This window comes from Micromonospora pisi (assembly GCF_003633685.1).
In the GTDB taxonomy this organism is placed as follows: domain Bacteria; phylum Actinomycetota; class Actinomycetes; order Mycobacteriales; family Micromonosporaceae; genus Micromonospora_G; species Micromonospora_G pisi.
The window spans coordinates 1,466,897-1,478,569 of the sequence record NZ_RBKT01000001.1; the positions used below are offsets into that span (position 1 = coordinate 1,466,897).

General features: G+C 70.6%; 6 protein-coding genes. 1 reads left to right on the top strand and 5 read right to left on the bottom strand.

Annotation, left to right across the window (positions count from 1 at the left end):
* Positions 1–306 precede the first annotated feature (306 nt).
* The 5 genes from BDK92_RS05535 to BDK92_RS05555 are packed head-to-tail and all read right to left on the bottom strand — an operon-like array spanning position 307 to position 10,614.
* The gene (locus BDK92_RS05535; RefSeq protein ID WP_121155209.1) at positions 307–2,325 is read right to left on the bottom strand and encodes a hypothetical protein; all 2,019 of its coding nucleotides are present in this window, start codon (positions 2,323–2,325) and stop codon (positions 307–309) included.
* Positions 2,322–3,533, bottom strand: coding sequence for a VWA domain-containing protein (locus BDK92_RS05540; protein WP_121155211.1), 1,212 nt, complete (start codon positions 3,531–3,533; stop codon positions 2,322–2,324). The genes BDK92_RS05535 and BDK92_RS05540 overlap by 4 nt, the downstream gene beginning before the upstream one ends.
* Positions 3,530–5,809, bottom strand: coding sequence for a DUF5682 family protein (locus BDK92_RS05545; RefSeq protein ID WP_121155213.1), 2,280 nt, complete (start codon positions 5,807–5,809; stop codon positions 3,530–3,532). Before BDK92_RS05545 ends, BDK92_RS05540 begins: the two co-directional genes overlap by 4 nt.
* A gap of 3 nt (positions 5,810–5,812) precedes the next feature.
* Positions 5,813–6,928, bottom strand: coding sequence for an ATP-binding protein (locus BDK92_RS05550; protein WP_121155215.1), 1,116 nt, complete (start codon positions 6,926–6,928; stop codon positions 5,813–5,815).
* On the bottom strand, positions 6,925–10,614 hold the full coding sequence (locus BDK92_RS05555) for a WGR and DUF4132 domain-containing protein (protein ID WP_121155217.1): 3,690 nt from the start codon (positions 10,612–10,614) through the stop codon (positions 6,925–6,927). The genes BDK92_RS05550 and BDK92_RS05555 overlap by 4 nt, the downstream gene beginning before the upstream one ends.
* Positions 10,615–11,053: 439 nt before the next feature.
* On the opposite strand from BDK92_RS05555, the gene BDK92_RS05560 reads away from it, so the two are divergent.
* Positions 11,054–11,629 (top strand): EF-hand domain-containing protein, encoded by a 576-nt coding sequence (locus BDK92_RS05560; protein WP_121155219.1) that lies wholly within the window; start codon positions 11,054–11,056, stop codon positions 11,627–11,629.
* The last annotated feature ends 44 nt before the right edge of the window (positions 11,630–11,673 follow it).

An 11,673-nucleotide genomic window follows, 5' to 3' on the forward strand; every position in this document is an offset into this window, starting at 1 on the left:
CCCACCTCCCTTGGGCTTGACCCGATTCGACGGGAAGGGTCGGAAAGTTGCCTTACGCTACCGTGGCGCGCCGTCTGCCGGCGCAGGCGGTGGCCTCGTGGGCAGCGGGCCCAGGAAGCCGAGGGTGGAGTGTCGACATCGGATGCCGCGCGACCGTTGATGCAGGCAAATATCGCTATGTGAGCAACGGTACGGGGCGGCTGATTCAACTGATCGTCACAACGCCTTAACGGTGAGGAATTGCGCTGGGAATTCGGAAGCGGCACCCGCCCCACAATTGTCTGACGAGGACACGACTCCCTCCACTCAGCACAGCTCTGCCGCCAGACTGAGTCGCAGGTACGCGTCGACCCATGCGCGGGCCGCCTCCTCCCCGCGATCGGGGCCCAACGTCTCGGCGAACCGCGCCACCGCGTCGCCGATCCGGCGCATGCCCATGGTCGAGAGCGTGTGGGCGGAGCCGCGCAGCCGATCGGTAAAGGTCGTGGGCAGGTGCGCGAGTCCCCGGTGAGCCACCTCGGCGAGCAGCTCAAGTTGCTCCCGTACGGTATCCGCCAGCGCGTCCGGCCCGTTCGGCTCGATCTCCGCGACGGCCGTGCCGCTCTGCGCTGGTGCGAGGTCGGGCACGACCAACCGGCCGTCGACGGCAAACGCGAACGGCTCGACCAGAAGTTCACCACCATTGCGGCTCACCGCGCCACTGACGTACCGCACCGGACCGTGAGCACCGCGCAGGGTCGCCGCGATCGTGTCCAACCGGCCGGGCGTCACCGCCGCGTGGGTAGCGGTGATCGTGGCGGTGTTACCCGCCCGGTCCGCCACCACGGCGTCGAGACGCTGGTGTCCGGGTGAGTAGCGCAGGGACCGGATCTCGGCGATCTGGACGGCGCGTACCAGTTCGGCCTCGACCCGGGGACGCACCACCGCAGGGGGCAGCGCGGTGAGTTCCTCGGAGAGAACGGCGAAATCCATCACCGTCATGGTCTGGGGAAGGCGGTCCCAGTGCCCTGGCGAAGGGCCGACCGTCGTACGCGCGATCCGGCTGGTGGCCAACCGGATGGTCCGGCTGGCACTGCGGACCGCTGACTCGGTCACCACGACCCCGTTGGCCAGGGCGCCGAGGGTGGCACCGCCGACACGCCGGTTGGCCAGAGCCGGTCCGTCCTCAGCACCGGTCCAGGCCCGGCGCAGCACCAGGATGGTCGAGCTGTCCGCGTGTGCGTAGAAAACCTCGGCCACCCGTTCGTCGCCGATCGCGAGGACACGGCAGCCCAGACTGTCCAGTCGAACCCGACGCAGGGGCGTTTCGGCCGGCTCCTCGGTGCCGAGCACCCGGCTGCGTGGGCTCGCCCCGTCATTGACCACGGCCCGGTGCCGGGCGTGCAGTTCCGCGAGCAGCCCGGCCAGCAGATCCGGGCGGTAGCGGTTGCTGCGGTCGTGATAAGCGGTCAACTGCGCGGCGAGATCGTCGACCGCCAGCAGCGGCCACCGCAAACCGGCTGCGTCGAGCTGGCGGCGTACGTCGGCGATGACGGCCGAGATACCCGGGCCGAGGTGCACCGCGCCGTCGCGCAGCACGGCGTCGGCGAGTTCGAGGGCGGGTTCCAGACCGGTGCCGCGCATCGTGGCGGCGGGTACGCCGCCGACCTCGACCTGCGCCTCGGGCACACCGGGCACGGTTGCGTCGGCGACCCGGAACGCCCAGACGGCAAGAGCGATGACGTCGTCACGCGCGCCGGCCACCACGTCGCTGTGCACAAACCCGAGGTCGTACGGCACCAGGAAACGCACCGTCGCGGTGCTCAACTCGACCTGTGGCACCGGATCGGTGGCGCTGGCACGACGCACCCGGGCCACGTATCCGGCGCGTTCGGCCCGCCGGGCGACAGCGAGCAGCCGGGTGCCGATCCGGGCGGCGAGCACCTCGTCGGTGAACGATCCCGGCGACCAGTCGAGCACCGCCGCAGCACGCTCGCCAGCGCCCCGACCACCTGCGGCGACGCCTGGGTCGACGTCGTCACCGGCGTCGGTGCCGCTGCCCTGCCGTTGATAGGTGAGTATGAGCGCGACCAGGTGTCGACAGGTTCCGATGGCGCCGCAGTTGCAGCTGCCGGTGTCCAGCCCGCCGGTGGGCAGGCTGGTGACGATGGCATCGGCGAAACGACCGCGTACGGTGCCGTCCGGGTCCAGCTGTACCGTCGGCGGGGCCTGGTCGACCTCCTTCGCCGCACGCTTGACCAGCCCTCGGTTGGTGAGCGCGGCAAGCGCCTCGGGAGTCAGGGCCAGCAGGTCGGGGCGCGACCGGGGCAACACCTCGGGGCTCATCCGCCGACCGTCTCGGCGACGAAGTTGGTCAGCTCGCCCGGGGTCATCGCACCCACTGAGGCACCGACGTCGGCCAGTCGCTGGGCGGTCTCCCGGTCGTACGACGGGTTCGCCTGTTCGTCGAGCGCGGCCAGGCCGAGGACCCTGGTGCCCTGGGAGACGAGGTCGCGGACGATGCGTACCAACCGTTCCTCGTCACCGCCCTCGTAGAAATCCGTGATCAGTACGACAATGCAGCGACGGGGCTGTTCGATCAGCTGGCCGGCGTAGTGCACCGCCCGGGCGATGTCCGTGCCCCCACCGAGCTGCACCTTCATCAGCAGCTCGACCGGGTCGTCGACGTCGCTGGTCAGGTCGACGACATCGGTGTCGAAGGCCACCAGATGTGTCCTTACACCGGGCAGACCCCAGAGGCAGGCCGCCGTGACCGCGGAATGGATCACCGAGTCGGTCATCGAGCCGGACTGGTCGACCAGGAGGATGACCTGCCACTGGTCCAGGTGCCGGCGGGCCCGCGAGATGAAGTACGGCGTCTCGATGAACAGTCGCCGCTCCTCGGGCCGGTAGTGGCCGAGGTTCTTCCGGATCGTCCTGGTCACGTCGAAGTTGCTGGCCTGCTTGAAGCGGCTCGGGCGGCGTAGGCGCGTACCCGAGAAAGCCTGCCGCACCTCGGTGGCGAGCTTCTCCACGAGTTGCCGTACCACCGTCTCGACCAACTGCCGGGCCAGTGTCAGCACCTCGGGATTCATCAGGTGCTTGGTACGCAGCACGGCACGCAGCAGCGCCGGATTCGGCTCGACCCGTCGCAGCACGTCCGGGTCGGTGACCACATCGAAAATCTCGTACCGTTCGACCGCGTCGCGCTGCAGCCGCTCGATGGTCTCCTTCGGGAAGAGCCGGTTGATCTCGTCAAGCCAGTCGACCGTGGCCAACATCGACGGCCCGGACCCGCCGGTGCGAATGTCCCGTCGGTTGAGCTCCTCGTCCCGGCCGTAGAGCCAGTCGAGCGCGGCGTCCCGGGCGGCGGCTTCGACGCTCATCGGCTGACCGCCGAGGCACGGCGAGCCCGCGGCGCCGAGGACCAGCCGCCACCGTTCGAGAGTCGGATCCGGCGCACCGGGCCGACCGCCGGAATCCGGCCCGCTCGCGTGTTCGCCCTGGACCTGCTCGGAAACGGTGGGCGCGGTCTCCACTGCCCGGTCGGTCATGGTGTGAACAGTCCTTCCCGGATCAGCGCGGCGTCCACCCGCGCGTCGAGTTCGAGCCCGGCTGCGACCAGATCGACGGCCACCGGAAGGCGCAACAGACTGCGCCCCGAACCGGCCACGCCACGTCGGGCGAACAACCTGCTGGCGATGGTCTCCCGCTCGCGGGGCGGAAAGAACTCGAACGCCTGCCGCAGCGCCGGCAACGCTACCGCGAAGTCCCGGTCGTCCAGCGCGCCCAGCCGGTCGTCGAGCACCTCGATGATGCCCGGCTGCCCCAGCACCTCTTCCCGGGCAAGGGCGAACAACCCGGCCAGCCAGTCGCCGACCGACGACGGTTCGAACGCGCCGCGAACCGCACGTACCGGATCGCCCATGCCGTCGGGGCTGAGTGACCAGCAGAAGCCGAACGCGGCACCGCGCAGGTCCGGGGGAACCCCGGGATCCACGGCGAGTCGTCCGGCGACCGCCAGCGCGGCGTCCCGATCGAGGTCGACCTCGGTGGTGGCGTGCACGATCGCGTCGCGTACCGCCACCAGCGCGGCGATCCGCGGCAGGTCGGCCGGTTCGGCACCGCCCCGGATGCCCTCGGCCAGCCAGAGCGCTCGGGTCACCCCCGCCTTGATGACCACACCGAGCGTGTCGCCGCGCGCCGTGCCGAGCAGCCGGTCGTGGCGCCAGAGCGCGAGCATCACGGTCAGCATCCGGCCGATCGCCCCGATCTCGGGGGCGGCTGCGATGGCCCGGCCGACTTCGATCAGGACCCGGGCCGACAGTTTCGCCGCCCCGGCCAGTGCGGCGTCGAAGAGCACCTCGGCCAACTGGTCCACGTCACCGCCCGCGGTGACGACCCGCTCGGCGAGGAACGCGCTGGTCGCCTCGATCAGAGTCGGACCGTAGCCACCGACCTCGATCAGGGCCGGCAGCCGGTTCTCGTCGTCTCGTACCGTCCATTCCTCCACCCGGACCGGGTCGATGCCGGTGGCCGGGCCGGTGCGCCGGACGAATCCGGGAATGCCGAGCACTCGTAGTCGGTGCAGCGTGCGGCTTCGCGTACGGTCGGGGTCCTGGCCCAGGGTCAGCCGCAGCCTGCCGGGCTGGTCCAAGCCGTGTCGCCGCAACTCGGCGGCGACCTCGTGCACCAGCGGCGGCGTCGGGGTGGACGGGTGCAGCCGACCGACCCGGGTGCCGCTGAGCGCGGCAACCATTTCGACCACCACCGGATGGGTGCCGGTGCGCAGGGTGCCCCGCCCGGCCCACGGCAGGGGTACGTCGAGTGCCTCGCCGACCAGCGCGGTGGCCAGCCCGTCGAGCACGTCGGTGCGGGCGGGATGCTGGTGGCCGCGCACCCGGGACAGTCCTTCCGCCGAGGCGCGGGCGGCGATCAGGCTGGCGGTGGAGACCGGTTGCCGACGCTCGCGTAGCCGGCCGACCACCGCTGCCATCAGGTAGCGGGCGGCGTGCTCCGGACCCGCCTCCCACAGTTGTCGGTAGTACTCCGGGGAGGGCATGCCCGACTGGTAGCCGTCGAACGCGTCCAGCCGACGAAACGAGTACGGCACCAGGTAGCTGCCACCGGTCGCCGAGTCGGGGCGCGGCGGCACGGCCGGCCAGCCGTCGCCGGTCGCCCCGTTTGTGGCCGACAGAGTAAGCCGGATCAGTGCCGGCCGGTGGAAGCCACCGGTGACGACCACCACCGGCCGTTGCCCGGCGGCGGCGACCGCGGCCCGGACCCACCGGGCCATGTACGCCTCGCGCTCGGCGTCCTCCTCACCTGCGTCCAGGTCCCCCCGGACCAGGTCGAAGTAGGTCGCGAGCCGTTCGGCCAGCCGGTCATCGGGTTCGATCTCGAAGAGGTGGTCCCAGAGTGCGTCGATGTTGTCGACCCCGAAAGTGGCGCAGAGGCGTTCGACGACGTCCGCGTAGCGCCGTTCCGCGTCGGCGTACCGGTTGCGCCTCCCGGCGAGCGCCGGGTGCCAGCCGGGCAGGTCGATGAAACGCAGCTCGGCGCCGACCGACCGTCCGGTGGTCAGCGCTATCCACTCCGGCGAGTAGCCGCAGAACGGCGCCCACGAGGCGTGCTGCCGATCGGCGTCCCGGTAGCTGGTGAAGACCGCCACCGGCAGCTCGTGGTCGAGCAACAGTTCGTCGAGCCGGCCGTTCATCTCCGCTGGCCCCTCGACCAGCACGTACGCCGGCCGCAGGGCCTCGATCGTCCGCTCGACCAGGCGGGCGCAGGCGGGGCTGTGGTGCCGTACCCCGATGAAGGTCGCCGTCACGGCTCAGCCCGGCAGCAGGTGCCGGGCGTGGTGCAGCGCCTGCCACTGCTCGCCCTGGCGGGTCCGGGCCTGCTGCTCAAGGTAGCGCCGCAGCTTGGCGAGATCCTCCGGGCTGTCCTTGGCCGCCGTGCCGGCCAGGCAGGAGACCAGGTCGGCGGCGGTGCCCGGCTCACCGCGCAGGAACCAGCCGCGCAGGCCGACCGCGTGCGCGACCGAGACCGCCTCGGCGGTGCTCATCACCGAGGAGATGCGCTCCATCGTGTCGCCCCGTGCCGTCTGCCCGGTCCGCAGCTCCCGGAAGGTGGTGACCAGCACCTCCAGCACGTCCCGGCGTGGTTCGACGCCGACACCCGAGCGGTGCAGCAGCGCCGTCGCCTCGGCCTCCACCAGCGACAGTTCGGTGTCGAAGTCCTCGATCGGGAAGACGGTCTCGAAGTTGAAGCGCCGTTTGAGGGCCGAACTCATCTCGTTCACACCCCGGTCGCGGGTGTTCGCGGTCGCGATGATGTTGAAACCGTCCTGGGCGAACCGCATACTCTCGCCCCCGGTCAGCTCGGGTATCACGATCACCCGGTCGGAGAGCGGGGAGAGGAGACAGTCCTGCACCTCCAGCGGGCATCGGGTGATCTCCTCGAACCGGACCACCCGCCCCTCGGACATGCCGCGCAGCAGTGGCGCGGGCACCAGCGACCGGGTCGACGGACCCTCCGCCACCAGCAGGGCGTAGTTCCAGGAGTACTTGATCTGATCCTCGGTGGTGGCCGCGCCGCCCTGGATGGTCAGCGTGGAGTCGCCGCTGACGGCGGCGGCGAGCAGCTCGGACAGGAGCGACTTCGCGGTGCCCGGCTCACCGACGAGCATCAGCCCACGGCTGGTCGCGAGGGTGACCAGGGCGCGGTCGACAAGCGACGGGTCACCGACGAACTTGCGCCGGATCTCGAGGGTTTCGTCGCCGAGAATGAACCGCCGGGCCGCGCGTAGGCTCAGCGCCCAGCCGGGTGGCCGGTCACCGGTGTCGGCATCGCGCAGCCGGGCCAGGTCGTCGGCGAAGCGCACCTCGGCGGGGGGCCGCTGTGCCTGACCGGTCTGGTCGGGTCGGCTACCGCTCGGCCCGCTCACTGGGTGACCTCCCGCAGTTCCCGGATGATCTCGGAGATGGTGACCTGGTCGAGGTCACCGAAGCGGAGCTCTGGTTCCGTACGCCAGTAGCCGTCCCGCGTGCCGCTCACCCAGATCCGGTCGAGTGTCTGTTCGGGGAAGATGTCGATCGCACCCACCGCGATGCCGGGATCGAGGTCGATGACCACCTCCCGGTCGTCGGGAAGTTCCCGCAGCAACCACCCCTGGTGTCCGGCGTCCTCGGGTGCGCTGCGCCGCCAGCCCCGTCGTTCCAGACCGAGCAGCTTGCCGGTGGGCATCCTGCACCCCTCGAACCGGGCCAGCCTCGGCTGGTCGCGTTCGGCCTCGGTGAGCTCGAAGACCTCCCGTCCGAGCTGCGGGAACGGTTGCAGGATCTCGTAGTCGGCGAAGAGTTCGGCCCAGCCGGGCAGGCTCTGGCCCAGGTGGATCGGATGGGCGATCCCGACCACGGCCTCGTCCGGCAGGCCGAGCGGGTCGTCGTTCAGGTCGGCGAAGGTCCGGTCCTCGGCCACCCGCAGCGCCCCGATGATCGTGCCGGACTCGTCGTACCGGCCCCAGACCAGCCGCCGGACGATGTGCCAGAGCAGCGGATGGGAGAGGAAGTACTGCCGGAACTCGGCCACCGGCCAGCGCCGCCGCAGCACCATCGCCTGTTCGAGCCGCCGGATCTGGTCGGCGGCGATCGTCCGCACGTCCTTCTTCAGCGCGGCGAAGCGCTGGTACGCCGCCGGCGCCAGCTCCGGATCGTCGTTGGCACCCGGCTTCGGCAGCTCCTTGCGCCGCTTCCCGTCCTGGTCCGAGACGTACGGCTTGAGCTGCTCGTCGAAGCCGACCAGGAAGCGACGCGGTCCGTAGTCGAGGGTCGCGCTGCCGGCGGCGTCGAGCCCGCAGTCGGGCACCAACCGGTCGGCGAGCTGTTCCGGGCTCAGCTCCAACGAGGCGGCGACCGCGAGTACCTTCTCCTCGGCCCGCTCCCGCAACCCCCGGAACTTCACCTTCTGCGCAATCGCGTTCAGATGCATCAGCGCGAGGTCGGAGCCGATCGCGGCGAGCACGTCCAAACCGTTCACCGCCCGGGTGTGCCCACCCTCGCCCGGCCAGGCCCGGATGAGCGGCGCCAGGCGGCGCACCGTCTCGTCGTCTGCGACCAGCGCGAGCGCCTCGAACGCCCAGCCGTTCTTCGACGGTGCACCGGCATCGAGCCAGCGCTGGAAGAGCGACCAGCCGAACTCGGCCAGGCTGGCGGGCTGGCAGACCTCCCGCACCAGCGCGACGCCCGGGTACGGCGCGGCCGGGGAGGAGATGGCGAACATGGTGAGCAGGTGTCGGACCGCTGTCGCGGGCAGGGCCCCCGAGCCGTCGCGGAGCAGGACCCGGGCCAGGACTTTTGGCTCGGCCCACTCCGGCAGGGTTGGCATCCGGGCCGGCAACACCTCGAGCTGGTCGGTCGCGAGCAGGGTTTCGATCGCCTCGGCCGCCGCCGCGCCGTACCCTTGCGCGGCCGTGGTCACCTTGCCCCGGTGACCCGCCTCGGCGAGCGCGATGAGGGACTGCTCGGCCTCTCGGCGTGCGGTGCCGGCGGGACCGAGCGCGAGCGGAACGAGCGCCCGGGACGCGGCCGCCGGATGCCGGGTCATCCAGGCCAGCGCGACCGACCGGGCCGACTTGAGCCGACTGAGCCAGCTCGCCATGAGCTTCGCGATCTCCGGGCTGGCGTACGGCAGCAGTGCGCCGGCCGCGGCGGCCGGGGCCCGCCGGGCGGCGTCGACCACCGTGCTCAGCGCGTCCAGTTCGAAGCGGCCGGCGATGATGCGCGCCACCGACCCGCTGCCCCAGGTGTCCTCGGGCAGGCGCCACGCCATGACCAGCGGTCGGGCGAGTTCCTCCGGCGCGTTGGTGAAGAAGGAGATCTGGTCGAACGAGCGCAGCTCGCCGACGCCCTGTCGGTTGGCGAGCTGCTCCCAGCGCTTGTCGAGGTGCAGCCAGCCGGCCACCGCCTCCGGGGCGGCCCAGGATTCCCGTTCCCCGGGCTCCCATCCGATCGTCGGCTGGTCGGGGCAGCTGAGCCCGCCGATGACAACCGGCTTGCGCGTTGTCCGCTTGCGGCTCCACGGTGGGTCGACCAGCAGCCGTGGCAACGCCTCGACCGGTGCCTCGACCACGGTTGTCTGTTCCAGTAGGCGCCGGACCCGCTGCGCGGCATCGACGGGCAACGAAGGCAGCAGCTGCTGCGCCACCTCGGGCTGCGCCGCGACGTGGGTGCGCAGCAGTTCCGCGCAGGTCCGGTTGTCCGCGCTGGACGCCAGCAGGCGCATCGCCCGGACCGGGAACCGACCGGCCGCTTCCAGGATCGCCGCCGGGGTGTACTTCGCATCGGCCCGGTCCAGCAGCACCTGGAACGCCTCGTCGGTGGGGAGCACGGCGAGGATGGAGAGCATTCGCCGCTGTTCCTCGGCGTACGGCTGGTCAAGCCACTCGGCCAACACCTCGGCCGCCGCAGGGCCGATCCCCTCCACCAGGGTGTTGAGGTTGGTGGCCGAGCTCACGACCGTGTACGGCTCGACATGCGCGCGGAGCAGCGCGAGCTGTTCGGGGGTGCTGACGGAGTTGAGCAGCCTGGTCGCGAGTGTTTTGTCGGCCAGGGCGGCGACCGCCGCACAGTCCTCGTCCACCCAGTCGGTTCGCGTCGGGACGAGGAACGAGGTGACCACCCGGTGCTGGATCCCGTACTCGCGGTAACCGGCGAGGATCTCGACGATGGCGGCGTACTCGTGGTCGGGGGCGCCGGCGAGCACCGCCCGGATCCGTTCCGCGAGGCCGGTCTCCGGGTGGTACCCGTAGGTGCGGGCGAGTCGGGCCGGGGTGCGGCGGAGAGGGCCGATCGTGATCTTCCCGTCCGTTCCATACTCCGGACCGCCGCACCAGAGGGTGGGGAACTCCATCAACGCGCGTACCGCGAACTCCAGGCCGTGATCCCTGATCCACGCGTCGCGCAGGACTTTCAGCGGGTTGTGACTCCGCCAGTCCCAGTCGAGGTGCGCGTAGAGCGCGGTGGCGACGACGGTGGCGCCGAGCGGGGTGCGGTCCGGAGCGTCCGCGAGAAATGACTCGGCGGCCGCGACCAGCTCCGGCTCGCTCTGCGGATGGGCCAGCCCGATCGCGATACCGTCCCGGTGCTGCGACAGCAGAGCTTCGGCCGCCGCGCTGGCCGACGGGTCGAGGCGCACCGCGGCCACCCCCGGACCGCCCCGACGCGGATGCCGGCTGCGGTACCAGCTCGGTGGTACGACAAAGGTCTGCTCGTCGACCGGCGGCTGAGCCTCGTCGCGGGCGGCCGAAGCGGTGGCATTCCGCGCGGCGGGAGTCAGCTCGCCAACGGTACCGTCACCGCTTCGCTTGGTAGCCGAGCTGCCGCCCGGTGCGGCGACGGCTGGCGTGGGCCCGTCCGATGCGGCGGACTCGGCGTATCCCTTCTTCAGCTTCTCCGCGACGAGCTTGTCCATGTGAGCGGCGGCGGTCGGTGCGGAGCCGAAGCTCTTGTGCTGGGTCTGGCCGACGGTTCCCAAACGTCCGTATCGGACGGTCACCTCGACGCCATCCAGGCTGATCTCCCAGAACTTTGCCGAGGTTCCGGCGACCAATTCGAAGCTGCGTACAGCGGCCACGTCAATCCCTTTGCGGTTCAGGGGTCGGCTGAGGGTCGTTCCGACGGATAGCTCGTACCGCTGCCAAGCCCAGCTGGAACAGCCGACACGATAGTGACTAGCCCCGACAGTTCCTACGCCAACATGGGGCATTGCCGAAATTGACTGATCTTGACCTGTTTTGGTCAGATAACGTCGATAAGCCGACCTCGCTCGACCTCACTCGACCTTGCGGACCGACCTACCGACGGATGTCCCATCGACCTACGGCCTCGCCGCCCACACCAGCCCGGGGACATTAGGGACCCGCCGTGTCCGGCGCCAGCCCCAGGACGACCTATGCCGTCATATGTCAATTTATGAGGGTAGCCACTGCCACATCACACCCCCAATGTCTACGCTCCGCAAGGCATCGCTCACCGCACGCCACATACCAGCAATTGATCTCGAAGGGCCAACGATGGACATCTCGCCGTTCCTCGATCGCAAGCTCGCCCGCCGGTTCGCCACCTACGACACCAATGGCGACGGCTACGTCGGGGGCGAGGACTTCGCCCGATCCGCCGTACGAATGGCCGAGGAGTTCGGTCACCTCGCTGACTCCCCCGCTCGGCAGCGCCTGGAGGAGCTGGCCGACCAGATCTGGCGGCATCTCGCCGACGTCGCCGACACGGACACAGACGGCCAGGTCAGCGAGACCGAGTACAAGGCCGCGTTCGCCGCGGGACTGCTGGAGACTCCCGCCTCGTTCGACGCCGGCTACCTGCCGTTCCTCGACGCCATCATGGCGATCGCCGACACCGACGGCGACGGACTGCTCACCAGCGACGAGTACGTCCGCTGGACCGGCTCGCTGATGAACCTTCCCGAGTTCGATGCCAGGGACGTCTTCCAGCGGCTGGACGCGGACGGTGACCACCAGGTCAGCACCCGCGACCTGCTGGAGGCGATACGCGAGTTCTACTTCAGCGAGGACCCGGACTCGGCGGGGAGCTGGCTGCTCGGGCCGCTACCGGCGTCGTACCCGGTCAGGTGACGGCGCGGCGGTCAGCCAGCCGCCTCGCATGCCCGTTCCGAGGT